At 58.2% G+C, this 19,357-nt stretch carries 20 protein-coding genes; 13 read left to right on the top strand and 7 right to left on the bottom strand.

The features are described from left to right. Positions 1–127: 127 nt before the first annotated feature. From ACR0AD_RS05415 to ACR0AD_RS05405, 3 genes are read left to right on the top strand one after another with little or no spacing between them, the layout of a single operon-like run. On the top strand, positions 128–1,594 hold the full coding sequence (locus tag ACR0AD_RS05415) for a leucyl aminopeptidase (protein ID WP_480485404.1): 1,467 nt from the start codon (positions 128–130) through the stop codon (positions 1,592–1,594). Between the two features lie 4 nt (positions 1,595–1,598). Then, positions 1,599–2,057 (top strand): DNA polymerase III subunit chi, encoded by a 459-nt coding sequence (locus ACR0AD_RS05410; protein ID WP_480480592.1) that lies wholly within the window; start codon positions 1,599–1,601, stop codon positions 2,055–2,057. Between the two features lie 29 nt (positions 2,058–2,086). Next, entirely contained in the window at positions 2,087–3,133 is a 1,047-nt protein-coding gene (locus ACR0AD_RS05405) for an aldo/keto reductase (RefSeq protein ID WP_480485406.1), read from the top strand. A gap of 67 nt (positions 3,134–3,200) precedes the next feature. On the opposite strand, the gene ACR0AD_RS05400 is transcribed toward ACR0AD_RS05405, so the two are convergent. Continuing rightward, positions 3,201–4,187 carry a GlxA family transcriptional regulator gene (locus ACR0AD_RS05400; protein ID WP_480485408.1) on the bottom strand — a complete coding sequence of 329 codons (987 nt, stop codon included), beginning with the start codon at positions 4,185–4,187 and terminating at the stop codon, positions 3,201–3,203. A 133-nt stretch (positions 4,188–4,320) separates the two neighbouring features. Here ACR0AD_RS05400 and bcoG point away from each other — a divergent pair, with 133 nt between their 5' ends. The 3 genes from bcoG (at position 4,321) to ACR0AD_RS05385 (ending at position 7,541) form a co-directional block, all read left to right on the top strand. Next, a complete protein-coding gene (bcoG, locus tag ACR0AD_RS05395; protein ID WP_209503708.1) occupies positions 4,321–5,235 on the top strand; it encodes a 3-dehydrocarnitine:acetyl-CoA trimethylamine transferase BcoG in 915 nt (304 codons plus the stop codon). An 84-nt stretch (positions 5,236–5,319) separates the two neighbouring features. Further along, on the top strand, positions 5,320–6,786 hold the full coding sequence (locus ACR0AD_RS05390) for a carnitine 3-dehydrogenase (protein ID WP_480486461.1): 1,467 nt from the start codon (positions 5,320–5,322) through the stop codon (positions 6,784–6,786). Beyond that, positions 6,783–7,541, top strand: coding sequence for an SDR family oxidoreductase (locus ACR0AD_RS05385; protein ID WP_480485410.1), 759 nt, complete (start codon positions 6,783–6,785; stop codon positions 7,539–7,541). The genes ACR0AD_RS05390 and ACR0AD_RS05385 overlap by 4 nt, the downstream gene beginning before the upstream one ends. 1 nt (position 7,542) lies before the next feature. On the opposite strand, the gene ACR0AD_RS05380 is transcribed toward ACR0AD_RS05385, so the two are convergent. Both ACR0AD_RS05380 and ACR0AD_RS05375 read right to left on the bottom strand, forming a co-directional pair. After that, positions 7,543–7,725, bottom strand: coding sequence for a hypothetical protein (locus ACR0AD_RS05380; RefSeq protein WP_267366128.1), 183 nt, complete (start codon positions 7,723–7,725; stop codon positions 7,543–7,545). Positions 7,726–7,804: 79 nt separating this feature from the next. After that, a complete protein-coding gene (locus ACR0AD_RS05375; RefSeq protein WP_480485412.1) occupies positions 7,805–8,674 on the bottom strand; it encodes a helix-turn-helix domain-containing protein in 870 nt (289 codons plus the stop codon). Positions 8,675–8,781: 107 nt separating this feature from the next. Between ACR0AD_RS05375 and ACR0AD_RS05370 the strand changes: the two genes are divergently transcribed. The 3 genes from ACR0AD_RS05370 to ACR0AD_RS05360 are packed head-to-tail and all read left to right on the top strand — an operon-like array spanning position 8,782 to position 10,804. Then, on the top strand, positions 8,782–8,985 hold the full coding sequence (locus ACR0AD_RS05370) for a DUF2061 domain-containing protein (protein WP_480485414.1): 204 nt from the start codon (positions 8,782–8,784) through the stop codon (positions 8,983–8,985). Continuing rightward, on the top strand, positions 8,978–9,880 hold the full coding sequence (locus tag ACR0AD_RS05365) for a fatty acid desaturase (protein ID WP_480485416.1): 903 nt from the start codon (positions 8,978–8,980) through the stop codon (positions 9,878–9,880). The genes ACR0AD_RS05370 and ACR0AD_RS05365 overlap by 8 nt, the downstream gene beginning before the upstream one ends. Before the next feature lie 21 nt (positions 9,881–9,901). Beyond that, on the top strand, positions 9,902–10,804 hold the full coding sequence (locus ACR0AD_RS05360) for an EamA family transporter (RefSeq protein WP_480485418.1): 903 nt from the start codon (positions 9,902–9,904) through the stop codon (positions 10,802–10,804). Here the strand turns inward: ACR0AD_RS05360 and ACR0AD_RS05355 are convergent. The 4 genes from ACR0AD_RS05355 to ACR0AD_RS05340 all read right to left on the bottom strand — a co-directional run bounded on the left by ACR0AD_RS05355 (position 10,801) and on the right by ACR0AD_RS05340 (position 15,657). Further along, positions 10,801–12,147: a DEAD/DEAH box helicase gene (locus ACR0AD_RS05355; RefSeq protein WP_480485420.1), complete on the bottom strand. Its 1,347-nt coding sequence runs from the start codon at positions 12,145–12,147 to the stop codon at positions 10,801–10,803. The two genes, ACR0AD_RS05360 and ACR0AD_RS05355, sit on opposite strands and share 4 nt — an antisense overlap. 186 nt (positions 12,148–12,333) lie before the next feature. Beyond that, on the bottom strand, positions 12,334–13,263 hold the full coding sequence (locus ACR0AD_RS05350) for a glycosyltransferase family 2 protein (RefSeq protein WP_480480607.1): 930 nt from the start codon (positions 13,261–13,263) through the stop codon (positions 12,334–12,336). After that, positions 13,260–14,003 carry a hypothetical protein gene (locus ACR0AD_RS05345; protein WP_480485422.1) on the bottom strand — a complete coding sequence of 248 codons (744 nt, stop codon included), beginning with the start codon at positions 14,001–14,003 and terminating at the stop codon, positions 13,260–13,262. Before ACR0AD_RS05345 ends, ACR0AD_RS05350 begins: the two co-directional genes overlap by 4 nt. Before the next feature lie 49 nt (positions 14,004–14,052). After that, complete coding sequence (locus tag ACR0AD_RS05340; RefSeq protein WP_267366522.1) at positions 14,053–15,657, bottom strand: peptide chain release factor 3; 1,605 nt, start codon at positions 15,655–15,657, stop codon at positions 14,053–14,055. 109 nt (positions 15,658–15,766) lie between these two features. Between ACR0AD_RS05340 and ACR0AD_RS05335 the strand changes: the two genes are divergently transcribed. From ACR0AD_RS05335 to ACR0AD_RS05320, 4 genes are all read left to right on the top strand, one after another. After that, the gene (locus ACR0AD_RS05335) at positions 15,767–16,129 is read left to right on the top strand and encodes a nuclear transport factor 2 family protein (RefSeq protein WP_267366520.1); all 363 of its coding nucleotides are present in this window, start codon (positions 15,767–15,769) and stop codon (positions 16,127–16,129) included. 72 nt (positions 16,130–16,201) lie between these two features. After that, positions 16,202–16,981 (top strand): SDR family oxidoreductase, encoded by a 780-nt coding sequence (locus ACR0AD_RS05330; protein WP_480485424.1) that lies wholly within the window; start codon positions 16,202–16,204, stop codon positions 16,979–16,981. A 2-nt stretch (positions 16,982–16,983) separates the two neighbouring features. Further along, positions 16,984–18,096: a hypothetical protein gene (locus tag ACR0AD_RS05325; RefSeq protein WP_480485426.1), complete on the top strand. Its 1,113-nt coding sequence runs from the start codon at positions 16,984–16,986 to the stop codon at positions 18,094–18,096. Between the two features lie 106 nt (positions 18,097–18,202). After that, on the top strand, positions 18,203–19,252 hold the full coding sequence (locus ACR0AD_RS05320; RefSeq protein WP_480485428.1) for a methyltransferase domain-containing protein: 1,050 nt from the start codon (positions 18,203–18,205) through the stop codon (positions 19,250–19,252). Positions 19,253–19,357 lie beyond the last annotated feature (105 nt).

Raw genomic sequence — 19,357 nt, 5'->3', positions numbered from 1 at the left:
TTCTCCCCCGAGCCTGCCGGTCATTTTTTCGGGACCTTAATGCAATTGAAAGGCGGGGAAAACTGCTATCTGGTCAATGCGTGCCCCGCGGGCTAGGTCTTGGGGAACAGAATTCGAGGAGTGTACAATGAGCAGTCTGATACCGATCCGTTTTCAGGAATTTGACCTGGAGGCTATGGCGCAGGCCAAAGGGCGCATCGCCATCATCATTCCGGATGACGGTAAGATGAGCCCGGCAGCCCGCCGGGCAAACCGTCTGACGAAGGGCGGGTTGGCGCGGCTTGTTGAAAGCGAGAGTTTCAGAAAGTCCAAGACAGGTGATGTCATCTCGATGGCATGGCCCACAGGGATGGCGGCTGAGGCGCTGGATGTTCTGGTTCTGCCACGTCGCCCCGAGGCCGCCGAAGCCCGTAAGGCAGGTGCGGCGCTGGCTAAGCTGGCAGGCGGCAAGGACATGCTGGTGATGGTGGGAAATCAGGCGCGGGCCGAGGATCTGGCACTGGGGATTGTTCTGCGCAGCTATGAATTCGACGCGCATAAAACCAAGGAAAGCCAGAAGGCTGGCACAGTGACAATCAGCCACGCAAAGCCTGTAGAGATCGAGGCAGATTTTGCACCTCTCTATGCAATTGCTGATGGCGTTCGGATGACGCGCGATCTGACCAATGAACCGGCAAATGTTTTGACCACTACCGAATTCGCGGACCGTCTGGTTGAGATGCAGGAGCTGGGTCTTGAGGTCGAAGTGCTGGACGAAGACAAGCTGGCCGAGTTGGGGATGCGCACATTGCTAAGCGTCGGGCAGGGCTCGGACAGCCCTTCGAAAGTGGTGGTGATACAGTGGAATGGCGGTGCCAAGGACGACGCGCCTCTGGCTTTGGTCGGAAAAGGCGTAGTGTTCGACACGGGTGGTATCTCGCTCAAACCAGCTGCTGGCATGGAAGAGATGACCATGGACATGGGCGGAGCCGGAGTTGTTGCGGGCACCATGCGCGCGCTGGCCAAGCGCAAGGCAAAAGCCAATGTCGTGGGGCTGGTTGGTCTGGTCGAGAATATGCCATCAGGTAACGCCACCCGTCCGGGTGATGTGGTCAGGTCTATGAAAGGTGATACGGTCGAGATCATCAACACCGACGCCGAGGGCCGTCTGGTTCTGTGTGACGTGATGTGGTACGCGCAGGAACGGTTCAAGCCGGTCGGCATGATCGATCTGGCAACTTTGACCGGTGCGATCATTATCGGGTTGGGCCATGAGAATGCTGGTGTCTTTTCGAACAATGACACATTCTGCGATGCCTTCCTGAAATCTGCCAAGGCCGAGGATGAAGGCGCCTGGCGGATGCCATTGGGCGATGCCTATGACAAATTGCTGAAATCGCGCATTGCCGACATGAAAAACGTGGGCGGTCGTCCCGCGGGTTCAGTCACCGCCGCGCAATTCCTGCAGCGTTTCGTGAAAGAGGAAACGCCGTGGATTCACCTGGATATTGCGGGGGTCGCCTCGGTTGCCGACGAGACATCTTATGCGCCCAAAGGCGCCACCGGCTGGGGCGTACGCGCACTGAGCCGGTTTGTGCAGGACAATTTCGAGTAGGCATATGGGCGCTGTCTATTTCTACCACCTGACCCGCCAGCCGCTGGAGCACACCTTGCCTGCGCTGCTGGACAAGGCGCGGCAAGCCGGGTGGCGGATAGCCGTGCGGGGTACTGACCCTGCACGGATGGACTGGCTGGATGAAAAACTTTGGCTGGGACCCGAGGACGGGTTCCTGCCCCATGGTCGCGCAGGCGGTCCGCATGACGCGGACCAGCCGATCCTGCTGACCACCAGCGCCGTGGCGGGAAATGGCGCGACCTGCATCATGGCCGTGGATGGAGCGCCGGTCGAGGCGGAAGAAGTCGCCGCGCTGGAACGGGTTTGTATCCTGTTCGATGGCAATGACGACATGGCTGTACAACACGCGCGCGGGCAGTGGAAAGCGCTGACGGATGCCGGATGTTCCGCACAATACTGGTCGGAGGAGTCCGGGCGGTGGGAGAAAAAGGCCGAAGCCTGACCGGCCCGCAATTTTCAGGAGATACGACGATGCAGAAGAAGCCTTTGGGCCGTACCGGAATTATGGTGAGCGATCTGTGCCTTGGTACGATGACATTTGGCTCCCAAACGTCTGAAACGGATGCGCACCGGCAGATGGATATGGCGTTGGACGCGGGGATCAACTTTGTCGACGCGGCGGAAATGTATCCGGTGAACCCTGTCGCGAAAGAAACGATCGGGCGCACCGAAGAGATTTTGGGAAACTGGAATGCCGCCAATCCTACCCGCCGGGGTGATAATGTTCTGGCGACCAAGCATTCCGGCGCGGGGCTGTCCTTTGTCCGCGATGGTGCGCCGATCACCGCCCGCACCATACCCGAAGCGATTGAGGGGTCTTTGCGACGTTTGCAGACCGGGTATATCGACCTCTATCAGTTTCACTGGCCCAATCGGGGCAGCTATATGTTTCGGCAGAACTGGGATTATGCGCCGTCTGGCGAAAACACAGATGAAGTGCTGAGCAACATGCAAGAATGCCTTGAGGCATTGCAGGCTCAGGTAGACAAGGGCAATATCCGTGCCTTTGGCCTGTCGAATGAAAGCGCTTGGGGAACCGCGCAGTGGCTGCGGCTGGCCGACCAGATGGGGGCGCCGCGCGTGGCATCGGTGCAGAATGAGTATTCATTGCTGTGCCGCCATTTTGACACCGACCTGGGTGAGTTGAGTGTGCATGAAGATGTTGGGCTGATGGCGTTTTCCCCGTTGGCGGCAGGCTTTCTGACCGGAAAGTACCAAAATGACTGCGTTCCCGACGGATCGCGTATGTCCTTTGTGCCTGAGATGGGAGGCCGGAAATCCGGTCGTGTTTTCGAGGCGGTTGCAGCTTATCTGGACATCGCCGCACGGCATGGTCTGGATCCGGTGCATATGGCGTTGGCGTGGTGCCGGACGCGCCCGTTCATGATGTCGGCAATCTTCGGGGCCACGACCGTTGCACAGCTGGATCATATTCTGGCGGGCGTGGATCTTGAATTATCCAAGGATGTGTTGGCCGAGATCAGCAGGGCGCATCGGGCGCACCCGATGCCGTTTTAGGGGCTCTGCCCCCGTCGCCTTTGGCGACGCCCCCGGGATATTTTTGGCCAGATGAAGGTGGATCCGGTCAGTGATGGGTGGGATGCGCGCGTTCGTGTCTCAGGTCGCGGGCCGATTGACCGTGGGCGGTGCGGAAAGCGCGGGCAAAGCTGGATTGTGAGGCAAAGCCGGTGGCGAGCGCCACATCCATCAATGGCATATCAGTGTCGGTGACCAGACGACGGGCCTCGGCCAGGCGCAGTTGCAGATAGTGGTCCTGCGGCGTCGTGTTCAGGCGCAGGCGGAATTGTTGTTGCAGCGTCCGCGGGCTGGTGCCTAGGCGATCTGCGATATAGGCCAGCGGCAGGGGATCATCCAGTGACGCCTGCATCATTGAGTTGGCCTTTGCGGTCAGTGCTGTGTGGCGATGTGGCGCGCCTGTGCGGCTTTGCGGTTTTCCAGGGTCCGGAGCGCCATCGTAAAGGAACAGGCCCGCAACACGCGCGGCGAAACTCGCGCCGTGACGGGCGGCGATGATGTGCAGCATCATCTCGACAGCCGGAATTGCGCCACCCGAAGTCAGGCGGTTGCCCGAAACGGTGAAGCGGTCGGTGCGCACATCAACTTCGGGAAACCGGGTGGCGAAATTTTCGAGGTCTTCCCAATGGGTTGTTGCCAGGTGGCCGTCCAGTAGCCCGGCTTCGGCCAGAAGCCAGGGACCGCCATCAATGCCTGCCATCGTTGCGCCGGTGCCGGCGATGCGGCGCAGACCAGCCAGAAGGCTGGGGGTGGCGTGGCGGGCCAGTTGGAACCCGGCGACCACGATCATCAGGTCGCAGGATTGCAGCCGGGCCAGTGGAATACCGGGCACTTGCAACGCACTTGTCAGCATTGCGGGTTCTGGCGTCGCGGTCACATAGTCCCAGTCAAAGGCCGGGCGGTCTGCCAGACGGTTCGCGGCCCGCATCGGATCCACCGCAGAGGCAAAGCTGAGCGTGTTGCATTCGTCCAGCACAAGCACCGCTGTTTTCAGGGCGCGGTGTTCCGGTTGCAGTATGTTTTTTGCGGATTTCATCAAGTTTGATTCGCATATTGCCAAGTGGGTTTTCCAAAGCTGCGCCAGAGTCGGGTCAGAACGCAAATCGGAATCCGGGGAAAAGCCTGGGGAAAACCCTTGGCACAAGCCGGTATAAACTGGGGAAAACACCATGCCTTTGGAAATGAACCGCGAAGTCTTTATCACCTGTGCCGTAACCGGCTCGGGTGGAACGCAGGACCGCAGCCCGCATGTGCCGCGGTCACCACAGCAGATCGCCGACAGCGCAATCGCTGCAGCCAAGGCCGGGGCGGCAGTGGTTCACTGCCACGTGCGCGACCCCGAGACCGGTGCGCCAAGCCGCAGGCTGGATTTGTACCGTGAGGTGACAGACCGCATCCGTGACGCTGATGTGGACGCTGTTTTGAATCTGACCGCAGGGATGGGTGGCGATATCGTATTCGGCGGTGTTGAAAACCCGTTTCCTGTGGCCGAGGGCACCGACATGGTTGGCGCTTCGGAACGCGTGGCGCATATTGCCGAATGCTTGCCCGAAATATGCACCTTGGACTGCGGCACAATGAACTTTGCCGAGGCCGATTATGTTATGACGAATACGCCCGGTGCATTGCGCGCCATGGGCAAGATGATGACTGATCTGGGTGTGAAGCCCGAAATCGAAGCCTTTGACACCGGCCACCTGTGGTTTGCAAAGCAACTGGTGAAGGAAGGGATTCTGGCACCAAACGCTTTGGTCCAGCTGTGCATGGGGGTACCGTGGGGTGCGCCGGATGATCTGAATACCTTTATGGCGATGGTAAACAACGTGCCGGATGACTGGACCTTCAGCGCGTTTTCACTGGGACGGAACGAGATGCCGTTTGTCGCGGCTTCGGTTCTCGCGGGCGGCAATGTGCGCGTGGGGCTTGAGGACAACCTTTGGCTGGACAAGGGCGTAATGGCCGAGAACTGGCAACTGGTGGAACGTGCGGGATCCATCATCGAGAATATGGGCGCGCGCGTGATCGGCCCTGACGAAGTCCGTGCGAAGCTGGGGCTGACCAAGCAGGCACCTGTTGCAAAATAATGGACACGCGGGTTTTGGGGGCCAGCCCCCAAGCCCCCGGAATATTTCTAAAAAGATGAAACATGCGCAGCCAGTAGGTGGGAAATCATGAAAACGGCAGCAATTATTGGGGGCGGAGTTATCGGTGGTGGATGGGCCGCGCGGTTCCTGCTCAATGGCTGGGATGTGCGGGTGTTTGACCCTGACCCCGAGGCGGAACGCAAGATTGGCGAGGTGCTGGACAACGCAAGACGGTCCTTGCCGGGGCTGAGTGACGTTCCGTTGCCAGCCGAGGGTGTGCTGAGCTTTCACAGCGACATGGCCGAAGCGGTTAAGGGTGCGCGTTGGATACAGGAGAGTGTGCCGGAACGTCTGGATTTGAAACTGAAGGTTTACAAAGGCTTGCAGGAGGCTTGCGATCCGGGCGCGGTCATCGGATCCTCGACCAGTGGGTTCAAGCCGTCCGAACTTCAGGACGGAGCGCTGCGCCCCGAGCAGATCGTGGTGACTCACCCCTTCAACCCGGTTTACCTGCTGCCTTTGATCGAGCTTGTACCAACGGACAAGAACCCGGCCGAGATGATCAAACAGGCCCAGGACCTGTTGAAATCGCTTGGGTTTTTCCCGCTACACGTCAAGAAAGAGATCGATGCGCATATTGCCGACCGGTTCCTGGAAGCTGTCTGGCGCGAGGCGCTTTGGCTGGTCAAGGATGGCATTGCGACGACCGAAGAGATTGACGAGGCCATCCGTATGGGTTTCGGCATCCGCTGGGCGCAGATGGGTCTGTTCGAAACCTACCGCGTGGCCGGTGGCGAGGCGGGGATGCGGCATTTCATGGCGCAGTTCGGACCTGCCTTGAAATGGCCGTGGACCAAGCTGATGGATGTTCCCGAGTTCACTGACGAACTGGTCGATTTGATCGCCAGTCAATCTGACGCACAATCCGGGATGCATTCGATCCGAGAGCTGGAGCGTATTCGCGACAACAATCTTGTTGGCATGATGCGGGCCCTCAAGGCGCAGAATTACGGCGCGGGTGCGGTGCTGAACCAACATGACGCACGGTTGAAACCTGGAGCGCTGCCGACGCTGGATCAGGCGGATTTGAGCCAGCCCATCCTGACCCTGTCGCGGGCCGTCCCGCTGGACTGGACGGATTACAACGGCCACATGAACGAAGCGAGATATCTGGAGGCCTTTGCCGCCGCCACCGATCGGTTCATGGAAATCATCGGATGCGATGCGGATTACATTGCCTCAGGCGGCAGCTATTTCACAGCGGAGAACCACATTCGCTATTTGGATGAAGCTCATGCCGGTGCAATAATCGACGTGCGCACGCAGATGCTGTTGGGGCAGGGCAAGAAGCTGCATGTGTTCCACAGCATGTATGAGGACGACAAGCTGCTGGCCACGGGTGAAAGTTTTCTGCTGCATGTCAGCCTGGAAACCCGCCGCCCCAGCGCGCCATCTGCTGAAATCGAAGCGGCTATGGCGCGGGTTGCAGAGGCTCAGGCCGGATTGCCTTATCCCGAGGGCGCAGGCGCAGCGATCAGGAAGCCTTCATGACGCGCCGGGTTCTGGTGACGGCTGGCGCGTCAGGCGTCGGCCGGGCCATGGCCGAGGCGTTTGACGCGGTTGGCTATGACGTCCGGGTTACTGATATCGATCAGGCGGCGTTGGATACTTTGCCCGAACATTGGACCGGGCACCGAGCCGATGTTGCGGACGAGGCTGACATGCGCGCGGTATTTGACGCCGTCCGTTCGACAGGCGGGTTGGATGTGCTCTGCGCCAATGCCGGTATTGCCGGCCCGACAAATGACATTGAGAATATTGATCTGGACGCGTGGCGTTCTTGTGTCGCGGTCAATCTGGACGGTGCTTTTCTGGCGGCAAAATATGCAGCGCCGCTGATGAAAACGGCGCGGGCGGGCAGCATCATTCTGACCTCGTCGACAGCCGGGCAGTATGGCTACCCGTTCCGGGCGCCCTATGCGTCGGCAAAATGGGCGGTCATCGGGTTGATGAAAACACTGGCGATGGAGCTGGGGCCCTATGGCATCCGTGCCAATGCCATTTGTCCGGGCGCAGTTGAAGGCCCTCGGATGGAGGGCGTCCTGACCCGCGAGGCCGCAGCCAAGGGCATGACCCGTGATGAGGTCTATCGGGGCTATGCCTCGGGCACCTCAATGGGGCGCTTCGTCGAAGCGCAGGATGTCGCCAATATGGCAGTCTTCCTTGCCTCAGATGCGGCACGTCTGGTTTCAGGTCAGGTGATTGCGGTGGATGGCCACACGGTCAACCCGGACCCGAAATTGTAACTCAGCCCTGGTTTGGACCACGGATCTGGCGGATGGTCTGACGGACTGCCTGCCAGTCCTGGGCTTCTTGCCGGTTTCCGGCAGCTTCGCAGTCGCGCATTTTTTGCGCGGCTTCGGCCTCGGCTTGGTCTCCATGGGCGGCAAAAAGTGCACGTGCGTATTGAGCGGTTTGAATTGCGTCCATTCCTGTGCTCCTCCGTCTGTGTTCGGAATGCCTTATGGTTCGCGCCACAGTAGAATAGCACAGGTTGGATGGCGCTGCATCACCAGTCGCGGGAAACCGCCGTTCTGAGGCGACGCAGATGGTTTGGAAAGTCCCGGGCGGCCACGTCGGCCTCGCGTACCAGTGTGTCGAAATGGCGTGAGAATGTCTCGATCCGATCCCGGTCGCGGAAGGCCATATAGTGACTTCCTGCGTAAAATACACAAAGCAGCGGGCCGAAAATCGTCACGGGTGCGGAATAAAGCCGTTTTGCGTCAAACAGATAGATACGCATCCGCGGATAGAGCTGTTCGCACAGCGCCAACAGGTGATCGATCTGTTCCAGCCGAACCTCGGGGCTGAGACCCTGATAATACCCAGTGGCGCTTGCAAAGCTTTCGATTTCGAACAACGGCATGGCGATCTCATAGTCTGACTGGGCGCTGCGCATCCATGCCAGACGATCCGCCGACGCGCCGATGGCTTGGTCAGCGGTCCGGCCCAGATGCGGGGCGTATTCCCATTCCAGTATCGAACGCGTCTTGAGCATGTCGGGCAGGGTGGCCGGGACATAGCGGATTTTGTACCCGGCGGCCTCCTGATGCCACTCGAAGATACGTTCATCGACAAGGGCGCGTGGGGCCTCGGTAAAGGTCAGCGAGTTAGCCAGAAGCTCAGCCGCGCTTTCCGGCCTGTCAGATAGGCTCAGCAACCAGTCGGCCGAAACGCCGAGCGCCGCTGCACATCCGCCAACAACATGTGCGTTGGGCAACCGCGCGCCATGATCTGTCAGCAATTGGGAAACGGTCGAGCGGTCAACGCCAATATTGCGCGCAAGGGCACTTTGGCTGACATGACGCTCTTCCATCGCGCGGGCGAGGCGGAGACGAAACTGGGCGGCTCGGTCGCGCTTGTCGATATTTTCCTGCATGTCGTGTTTTTTATCACATTTGATGAATTTTGTTAATCATATTCAGAATTTCCAATACCGGGGTCCGAATGTAACGCTTTTGAGTAAGAAAAAGAACGGGGTTCGGAATGGAAACGCGGCGAAGATCAGTCGTGAAAGCAATCGTTTGGAATGTGATGGGGTTGGCGATCATGACAATGGTGGGCTTGATCGCAACAGGCTCGGCCGCTGTAGGAGGAGCGCTGGCGCTGGTGAACACGGCCATCGGCCTGACGATGTACGTGATTTACGAAAGAATCTGGGCGAACATTTCGTGGGGACGCAATGGCTGATCCCACTACACCCAAATCGCCTGAATGGGGAACGTTTTTCCTGATAGTCTTGTGTTATGCCGCGTGGCTTGCCGGTCTGTACTGGCTGGCAAACACATCCTTGTGGGTGGCTGTCCCTGCTCTGGGTGTTGTTGCGGCTTTGCATTCGTCACTGACGCATGAGGCCCTGCATGGGCACCCTTTTCGTGCCAAATGGCTGAATGAGGCGTTGATGGCACTGCCGTTGACATTGGCCATTCCGTATAACCGCTTTCGGGACCTGCATCTGGCGCATCATCAGGATGCCACCTTGACGGACCCCTATGACGACCCGGAATCGAATTATCTGGATCCGCATATCTGGTCGGGATTGCCCCGGCTTGCGCAGAGGATCCTGAGCCTGAACAATACGCTGTTGGGGCGGATGGTGCTGGGACCCGTCCTTGGTCAGGTTCTGTTTATGCGGGACGAATGGCGCGGATTTATGCGCGGGGACAGGGCGATCCTGCTGGCATGGGCTGTGCATCTGCCCGGCGCGGTAGTGGTGCTGTGGGTTGTTGCGCAATCGGCCATGCCGGTTTGGGCCTTTCTGATCGCGGCCTATCTGGGGTTGTCGCTTTTGAAGATCCGCACGTTTCTGGAACATCGTGCACATGAAAAATCCCGCGCCCGCACGGTAATTATCGAAGATCGCGGGCCTTTGGCCTTTCTGTTTCTGAACAATAACCTGCACGTCGTTCATCATATGAACCCGGCGGCTCCGTGGTATCGCCTGCCATCGTTGTACCGCGACGGAAAGGACAGGTATTTGGCTTGCAATGAGGCTTATGTTTACCGGTCCTATGCACAGATTTTCCGGCAGTATTTCTTTCGCGCAAAAGACCCTGTGCCACATCCGCTCTGGCCAAAGCCTTGATTTGACGACACAACGGCTGGCATGAGTCTCTGGATCCCTGTCACAATTGCTGCCGCCAGTTTCCAGACTGTGCGTTTCATGCTGCAAAAGTCGCTGGCCAGCGTGAAACTGTCTGCCGCAGGTGCCACTTTTGCGCGGTTTGCCTATTCCATGCCTTTGGCCGTTGTCGGGCTATGTGTTGCGTTGCAGATAACCGGGGCGAGTATGCCTCGGCTTGGCAGCTTGTTCTGGCTTTACGCGGTCATCGGCGGGACAGCGCAAATCCTTGCTACAATCTGCGTGGTGGCGCTGTTCAAACAACGCAATTTTGCCGTTGGAATTACGTTCAAGAAAACCGAAGTGATCCAGACCGCCATTGTTGGCTTCCTGATCCTGGGGGACAGTGTTTCGCGCGGTGCGTTGATCGCGATCCTGTTGGGGTTGATGGCTGTTCTCTTGTTGTCAAAAACACCCGGAGGGGACGGACCCTGGTGGCGCCATCTGACCAATCGGGCCTCGCAATTGGGACTTGGATCAGGTGTCTTGTTTGCGTTCTCCGCCGTCAGCTATCGTGGGGCTTCGCTGCAACTGGGCGATATCGATGCGTGGTTCCGGGCGCTGGTAACATTGGCAGCGGTGGTGACATTCCAGTTTACCAGCATGGGGATATGGCTGCTGTGGCGCGACCGGGCCGAACTGCATGCAGTCTGGCAAACGCGAAACACCGGGGTATTTGTCGGCCTGACCAGCCTCGGTGGCTCGTTTTGCTGGTTCTGGGCCTTCACCTTGCAGAATGCGGCTTATGTCAAAGCGTTGGGGCAGGTAGAGCTGATCTTTAGCCTGATGGCGTCGATCCTGTTCTTCCGAGAAACAATCACCCGGCGCGAAATCGCCGGGATGATGTTGCTTGGGTTTTCGATTTTAGCACTTGTGCTGGCAATCTAGCTGGCGCGACGTTCGTCAAAGCTGAGCGCGATGAAACTGGGTAGGTGATCTCCCATGCCCACGACGGCAGGGCCGGTGTCTTCCTTGCGTCCACGACTGCGCCCCTTAGGCTCGCGAACCTTTTTGCCCTCTTTCGGGCTTTCGGGGGCTTTGGCCTTTTTCTCAGGCTTTGGCTGTTCGGGTCTGGGGTCGTCCTGAACCGGGTTGTCTATGCGCGGGATGTGTTTCTGGATCAGCTTCTCGATCGCAACCAGTGCTTTTTCGTCGCGTCCCGAACAGATTGTGATGGCTTTACCTTCACGGCCGGCGCGGCCGGTGCGGCCAATGCGGTGCACATAATCCTCGGGATGGCCGGGGACGTCGAAATTGAACACATGGCTGACGGCTGGCACATCCAGGCCACGCGCAGCCACGTCTGAGGCGACCAGAAGGCGCAATGATCCCTCACGGAAACCGTCCAGTGTTTTCATCCGCTGCGACTGGTCCAGATCGCCATGGATGGCGGCCGCGTTGTAGCCATGTTTCTTCAGGGATTTTGTGCAGATATCCACGTCAGTCTTGCGGTTGCAGAAGATGATCGCATTTGTGCATTTGTCGCCTTCAGCATCGATCAGCGCACGCAGAACCTTGCGTTTGTTGCTGGCTTCGCGGTCCCGACGGCCGCCTTTGAACATGACCACGCCCTGTTCGATGGTCTCGGATGCGGTCGCCTGACGGGCAACTTCGACCCGGGCAGGGGCCGACAGGAACGTGTCGGTTATCCGCTCGATCTCGGATGCCATGGTGGCTGAGAAGAACAGGGTCTGACGGGTGAAAGGTGTTAGTGAGAAGATGCGTTCGATATCGGGGATGAACCCCATGTCGAGCATACGGTCCGCTTCATCCACCACCATGATCTGCACGCCGGTCAGCAACAGCTTGCCGCGCTCGAAATGATCCAGCAGACGGCCCGGCGTGGCGATCAGAACGTCGACGCCACGGTCAATCAGGGCTTCTTGCTCTTTGAAACTGACGCCACCGATCAACAGCGCTTTGGTCAGTTTCAGGTGTTTGGTATAGGTGTCGAAATTCTCGGCCACCTGAGCGGCCAGTTCCCGCGTCGGGCACAAAACCAACGAACGTGGCATACGGGCACGCGCCCGGCCACGGGCCAGCAGTGTGATCATTGGCAGCGTAAAGCTGGCGGTTTTACCCGTGCCTGTCTGAGCTATGCCCAAAACATCGCGCCCTTCCAATGCGGGCGGAATCGCACCTGCCTGGATCGGAGTTGGGGTTTCGTATCCGGCTTCCTCAATGGCTTTGAGGACCTTCGGGTTCAGGTTCAGTTCGTTAAACTTTGTCATGTAAGTCCGGTTGAATGCGGACACTTGACCTGGCCCGCGCGTATAAGATGTGCCGGGCCCGGATGGCCATGCGCGTGATGCGACATTTCGGCTTGGACGCGGACATAACAAAAACGTTGGTCGGGGTCAAATGAAGACCGCTACATCAGGGTTTCATCGAGACAGGTTCGAGTTTTGCGCAACAATTCAGCAACTTCCGGGAAAGTGTTTCGCCAATTTCCCGTCCAGATTCAACACGCGGTGGCGGATCAGCCCTTTCTGCTCCAGCCGGGCGCGGACTTCTGGGTCAGCGCCGCTCATCTCGTTGAAGAACGCGCGCAGCCCGTCCTCGCCGTGTTCGCTTTCAATCCAGCTGAGCAATTCATTCTTGTTCAGCCCCCCCATCTCGCGCGGGGCATTCGGGGCCATGCCAGCCTGATACGAGCCGCGATCCAAGCGGAACGGATAATGTGCAATCCAGTGATCCCAGTCCGGCGCGTGGCGGTGGCATAGATCGACCTGCGCAAGTTCGTATTTACACGGCAGCAATTTCCCGTTCTGAAACAGGTTGTGGATACGAAAACTCAGACGTTTCAATCCCGTGCGCGCAAACAACTTGCCCTGTACATGGCTGAGGAACCCGCCAAGGACGAAAGCCCCATAGTTGGGATAAAGCATCTCAATCAGCTGTGTTCGGGCCGGGCTTTGTGGAACATGCGCCTTGTACAGGTCTTCGCCGCCTGCCAGCGCCTCGATTGGGCGGACCCGGGCGGCGTGAACCTTGTCCCCGATATCGCGCAACACATCCGAGATTGGGGTCGGCGACCACAGAAACTCGTCAACATCGATATGGGCCAGCCAATCCAGGTGCGTTTCACGATAGGCATAGGTGGCGTTGACCGATTGGCGAACCTGGTGCTTGTCCGGTCGTGTGCGTTTTAGCTTTTGCCAATAGGCATCATCGCAAACCTGTACGCAAACACTGGGATGTGCCTTCAGCGCCTCGAACGTGCGCTGGTTCGGCTCATCCAGATAGATATAGATGGTCTCGGCACCCAGATCGAGGTGATAGGCTACGAACCGAAGGACGTCTTCGGTCGGTCCCCTGACCATCGACACGACACCCCATGTGGTCATGTGCGCTGCGCGCGCGCTTCGCGCATGAGTTTCAGGCGGCGAAAGACACCGCCGGGATCACTGTTGAGCTCGGTCATCAAGTGATCGACCAGTGGCGCGATGGTGGTGTCGCTTAGGGCTTTGGTCCAGACCGGAGCAATCAGATTGACGTCCAGTCCGCCACTTCCAAGGGAAAACCCTTTCATCTGATAGGGCAGCGGGACGTGTTTCAGTTTTTGATACGGAAATGGTGTTGCCGGGGGCAGCTGCGAAAAGCGCCTCTCGAACTCATAAAGCTTCATCATGCCGAACAACATGCGCAACGCATGACCAACCTCGCGCTGGGTTGCAGTTTGGCCGTGGTCCGCAAAGGTCTGAACCGACGAGACCAGCCACCGCAGATCAAGCGTGGACAGAAGGTGGTCCGACTGTTCGTTCCAAAGGCGGCAAAACAGAAGCGGGGCGTGGCGTGGGAAGGACCGCTTTCGCAGGTTCGAGATCAACTGGGCATTCAGGAAAGCAAGTTCAGAATTTCCGACAAATTCCCGCGCTATCTGAGCGCGCTTGCGATCCCAGCTTGTATTAGGCTTCGGCGGGGGCACAGTCGCACTTTCGGGCAATGTGCGACCGGCCAGTTCAATGAGGTCGATGTCAAGGTCAGGCAACGAGGTGGTGCCGAACTGAAACGGGCTGCGCCGGTTTTCAAACCTGTCCAGCATGTCGGGCAGACCGCCGGGGAAAGTCAGTTCATCCTTGCTCATGCGCGCAGAATTGCACAGGCAGACTCGGCTGTGCAATCAGTGAGTTGGATCACACCATCATCTCTTTGGTGGCGGTCAGGTTCAGGGCGGGATAGTCCCGAACCACCCGGTCGATGTCCCATTGCAGCCGGGTCAGATAGACAATGTCGCCGTCATGGTCGTGCGCGATGTGCTGCTTGTTTGCATTCACAAACTTTTCGACCTCGGCCTTGTCACCGCTGACCCAGCGGGCCGAGGTGAACTGAGACGCCTCGAAACGCACGGGCAGGCCGTATTCCATCTCGATCCGGCTGGCGAGCACTTCGAATTGCAACGCGCCGACGACACCCACGATAAAGCCTGACCCGATCGAAGGTTTGAACACCTTGGCCGCGCCTTCCTCGGCGAACTGCATCAGGGCTTTCTCCAGATGCTTGGCCTTCATCGGATCACCCGCACGGACGCCTTGCAGCAGTTCCGGCGCGAAAGAGGGGATGCCGGTGACGCGCAGCGCCTCACCCTCGGTCAGCGTGTCACCAATGCGCAACTGGCCGTGGTTGGGAATGCCGATGATGTCACCGGCCCAGGCCTCTTCTGCCAGTTCCCGGTCAGATGCCAGAAACAGCACTGGGTTTGAAATCGCCATCGGTTTCTTTGACCGCACATGGGTCAGTTTCATGCCGCGTTTGAAATGGCCTGATGCCATGCGGACAAAGGCCACCCTGTCGCGGTGCTTGGGGTCCATATTGGCCTGCACCTTGAAAACAAAGCCCGCGACCTTCTTTTCATCCGGCGATATCTGGCGGGGTTCGGCGGACTGAACCTGCGGCTGTGGGCCATAAGCGCCGATGCCTTCCATCAGTTCCTTGACGCCGAACGAGTTGATGGCCGAGCCGAACCAGATCGGTGTCATATGCCCTTCAAGCACCGCCTGCGGGTTCAGCGCGGGCAGCAACTCGCGCGCCATCTCAACCTCTTCCAGCAGCTTTTCCAGCAGGTGCGCAGGAATATGTTCCGACAGTTTCGGGTCATCAAGCCCGTTAATCTCGATGCTCTCTGCCACCTTGTTGCGGTCGGCGCGGTCCATCAGCTCCAGCCGGTCGCGCAGCATGTCGTAGCAGCCGATGAAATCACGACCTACGCCAATTGGCCATGCGGCGGGGGTGACGTCGATGGCCAGCATCTCTTGAATTTCGTCGATGATCTCGAACGTATCGCGGCTTTCGCGGTCCATCTTGTTACAGAAGGTCAGAATCGGCAGATCACGCAGGCGGCAGACCTCGAACAGCTTTTGCGTCTGGCTTTCGACACCCTTCGCGCCGTCGATCACCATCACGGCCGCATCCACGGCCGTCAGCGTGCGGTAGGTATCTTCCGAGAAATCGCTGTGGCCGGGCGTGTCAACAAGGTTGAACCGGAAATTGCCATAGTCGAACGACATGGCCGATGCGGAAACCGAGATTCCGCGATCCTTCTCCATCTGCATGAAGTCCGAGCGTGTCCGCCGGGCCTCGCCCTTGGCGCGCACCTGACCAGCCATCTGAATGGCGCCCCCGTAAAGCAGGAACTTTTCAGTCAGCGTCGTCTTGCCCGCATCCGGGTGCGAGATGATGGCGAATGTCCGGCGACGGGCAATCTCGGGCGGCAGGGCAGGTTGGTTCGAGGTATCAAGCATGACCGCGCGTATAGGCGGGGAATCCTGCCGAAGCAAGACAAAGGGGGTGGTTCGAATCACAGGCTTGTGGTTATAAGAACATATAGTGAACAAATTGTGGAGAAGACCAATGGATTTGAAAGAGATTGCCAATGAATTGGTGGCTGGCTGCCGTGAGGACCGCGCCAAGGAAAATCTTGAGAAATTGTATGCGTCGGACGCAGTTTCTGTTGAAGCGGTCGATTACTCAGGTATGGGGCGCGAAATACAGGGGCGTGACGCGATCCGTGGCAAACATGAATGGTGGGAAGGAGCCCACGAGGTTTCTGGCGCTTCGGTCAGCGACCCGTTTGTGCACGGCGAGGACCGCTTTGCGGTGATTTTCGAAGTGCAGGGTAAGGTAAAGGAAACCGGCGAAGCCTTTGATATGCGTGAAGTGGGTGTCTATCACGTCGCAGATGGCAAGATCGTACGCGAAGAGTTCTTCTACTGATCCCAAGCCGTTTCTGGTCTTCCCTGTCTGGCCGATGCTAGACATGCGGCAATGACTGACAGGGAGGATCCGATGGACCTTGGACTAAAAGGAAAGCGCGCGCTGGTCTGTGCCAGCAGCAAAGGGCTGGGTTTGGGCTGTGCCGAGGCTTTGGCTGAGGCTGGCGTAAATCTTGTGATGAATGCGCGTGGTTCGGACGCTTTGGAGAGCGAGGCAGCACGCCTCAGGTCAGAGCAAGGTGTCGAGGTACAAACAGTCGCGTGCGACGTGACGACTGCGGAAGGGCAGGCGCAGGTGATCGAAGCAGCGCAGGGCGTTGATATTCTTGTGACAAATGCCGGCGGCCCGCCGCCGGGTTTATGGTCGGATTGGGGGCGTGATGATTTCATCAAGGCGCTGGATGCCAATATGTTGACCCCCATTGCGTTCATGAAGGCGCTGCTTCCCGGAATGATGGACAAAGGTTGGGGCCGGGTTGTGAACGTCACCTCGCAATCTGTGCGCGCGCCAATTGCGGTGCTGGGGCTTTCGAATGCAGCCCGCACGGGTTTGACCGGATATGTCGCGGGAACTTCACGCCAGGTTGCACCGCATGGCGTGACCATCAACAACCTGCTGCCCGGCATTCACGCGACGGATCGTGCAGATGCGCTGGACAGCGGTGTGGCTTCACAGCAAGGCATCTCGATCGAAGACGCACGCGCAAACCGTTCGGCAACCATTCCCGCGCGACGCTATGGAACGCGGCAGGAATTCGGGGCAGCCTGCGCGTTCCTGTGCTCTCAACATGCGGGGTTCATCGTTGGTCAGAACATTCTGCTGGATGGCGGCGCAACCAATTTGACGATGTGACCATGGCGCAAGGGTTTTCGTTGAAAGATCAGATGTTCAACGCTGAGAAAGTAAATTATCTCAGTGGTTTGTTTTCCGAGTCTCATGCAGAATTTGATGCCCCGGCATTCCGATCTGCGGTCATGTCGCGATTGCTGGATCTAGAGCTGAAGGATCGGATCATCTGGATCGCCACTTGTCTGCAACAGGCGGTGCCCGGTGACTTGCCTGCTGTTGCCCCGACGATCCTGCGCGCCTTGCCCGTACCTTTGGATCCGACGAAAACGGATGACGATTTTGGCGATTTCATCTTTGCGCCGGTCGGTGAGTGGGTAGCGACCATAGGTCTTGAGCATGTTGATCTGGCTTTAGACGTGATGGAGGAACTGACACAGAGGTTTTCCATGGAATGGGCAATCCGTCCGTTCCTGAACCATGACCCGGACCGGGTGTTGCGGCGGATGCAGGACTGGTGCTCTCATGACAGTTACCATGTGCGCAGGCTGGTCAGCGAAGGGACGCGCCCCCGATTGCCATGGGGGCAGGCGGTCGCATTGGGTTTGCAGGACCCGCTGCCGTTGCTGGACAAGTTGCACATGGATTCGACGCGGTATGTCACCCGGTCCGTATCCAATCACCTGAATGACATCACCAAGAAAGACCCGGATCTGGTATTGGATCGCCTGACGGCGTGGCGCAGCCAGGGTCATCAGAATCAGGACGAGCTGGACTGGATGACGTCACACACCCTGCGCGGGCTTGTGAAAGCGGGGCATCCTGAAGCGATGAAGATGTTAGGCTATGACCCGGAAGCGGAAATCGAGGTCGCAGTCAACCTGACCTCCGAAGCTCGGATTGGGGACGCTCTGGCCTTTTCGGTCACTTTGAACGGGTTTGGAGATCTGCCAGTTCTGGTTGACTATGTCATTCATTTTCAAAGACCTGGCGGGAAAATCTCAGCCAAGGTGCACAAGTTGAAGCAGGCGGCTTTGAAGAACGGGAAACTGACGTTGGAAAAACGCCACAAGTTGAAGGGCGACGCCACAACATTCAAGTTGGTTCCCGGCGCACACCGGCTTGAGGTTCAGGTGAATGGCAAAATTCGCGCGGGCGTGGACTTCGACCTGCTTGGGTAATACCGCGCAGGACCACTCACGCTTTCGTCAAAAGCGCCTTCGCCGGATTGCGAACACCCGGCGGCTGCTTTAGCTCGGACATGACCATTTGCGAGGGAAAAGCGCGATGAAACATGAATCGGTGCAGAACTATTATGGTGAAGTCCTGCAAAGCAGTGCTGACTTGCAGACCAATGCATGCTGCACGCCTGACGACATGCCCGGTCATGTCAAAAAGATCCTTTCAAAGATTCATGACGACGTACTGACACGCTACTATGGTTGCGGTCTGATTGCCCCACTTGATCTGGAAGGCATGTCGATCCTTGATCTGGGGTGTGGGGCCGGGCGGGATGTATATGCCTTGTCCGCCATGGTCGGCGAGACGGGCCGGGTGGTGGGTGTCGACATGACGCCCGAACAACTGGACGTCGCCCGCGCGCATCAGGAGTATCACGCCGAAGCATTTGGATATGCCCGCAGCAATGTGGAGTTCCATCACGGCTATATCGAAAAACTGGATGAGCTTGATCTGGAACCCGGATCGTTCGATATCATCGTCTCGAACTGCGTAATCAACCTGGCCACGGATAAGAATGCGGTTCTGCGCGGCGCGCATCGGTTGTTGAAAGAGGGCGGCGAGATGTATTTCTCGGATGTCTATGCTGACCGCCGTATTCCGCAGGCGATGGCCGAAGACGAAGTACTTTATGGCGAGTGCCTGTCCGGCGCGCTTTATTGGAATGATTTCCTGTCAATGGCTCGAACGGCCGGTTTCGGCGACCCGCGCCGTGTGACGCACCGTCCGCTGACGATCGAAAATCCGGTATTGGAAGAGCGTGTTGCGCCGTTGAAGTTCCTGTCCGCGACATACCGACTGTTCAAACTGCCCGCATTGGAACCGGCTTGTGAAGATTATGGGCAAGCCGTGATCTACAAGGGAACCGTGCCGAACGCACCGCATGAATTTGTTCTGGATGACCATCACGTTATCGAATCCGGCAAGGTGTTTCCGGTCTGCGGCAACACCTGGATGATGCTGAAAGACACCCGATTTGCCCGTCACTTTGACTTTGTCGGCGATTTTTCGACCCATTATGGCATTTTCGAAGGCTGTGGTGGCGAAAGCCCTTTTGAAGCCGTGGGTGCATCTGTCGCTTCTGGCGGGTGTTGCTGATCCCTTGCACCTGAGGGGCGGGGTTGCTATCCCCGCTCAAGCCCGATGGATTTGATCGGGAAAGGCAACGGGGTCCATCGGTGACAGGTAACGCAATTCCACCGC

This window comes from Ruegeria sp. BH8 (genome assembly GCF_056538065.1).
Note: the sequence above shows the minus strand (reverse complement) of the source record. Positions and strands in the feature narration are given on the sequence as shown.